The organism is Blautia sp. 210820-DFI.6.14, assembly GCF_020558815.1.
Classification (GTDB): Bacteria; Bacillota; Clostridia; order Lachnospirales; family Lachnospiraceae; genus Blautia_A; species Blautia_A obeum.
The window spans coordinates 1-206 of the sequence record NZ_JAJCKS010000161.1 but is presented as its reverse complement, the minus strand read 5'-3'; the positions used below and the strand labels follow the sequence as shown (position 1 = coordinate 206).

General features: G+C 38.3%; 1 protein-coding gene. It reads left to right on the top strand.

Features of this window, described 5'->3' with window-relative positions; all coding sequences use genetic code 11:
• Positions 1-16 precede the first annotated feature (16 nt).
• The coding region (locus tag LI112_RS18125; protein ID WP_255647183.1) for a penicillin-binding transpeptidase domain-containing protein at positions 17-206 on the top strand (190 nt) is incomplete at its 3' end.

Sequence of the window (206 nt, the reverse complement as noted above, 5' to 3'; positions counted from 1 at the left end):
GGAAGAGAAAAAAGCAGTGGATGGTCAAGATATTTACACGACGCTAGATAGTCGCTTGCAAAATACCTTAGAAGATTTAATGACGCAAGTTAATGAAAAATATGAACCAGTTTCTATGACTGCCATGTTAATGGAAGCAAAAACAGGCGAAATTGTTGCCATGTCTCAACGGCCAACATTTAATCCTGAAACGAAACAAGGGTTAG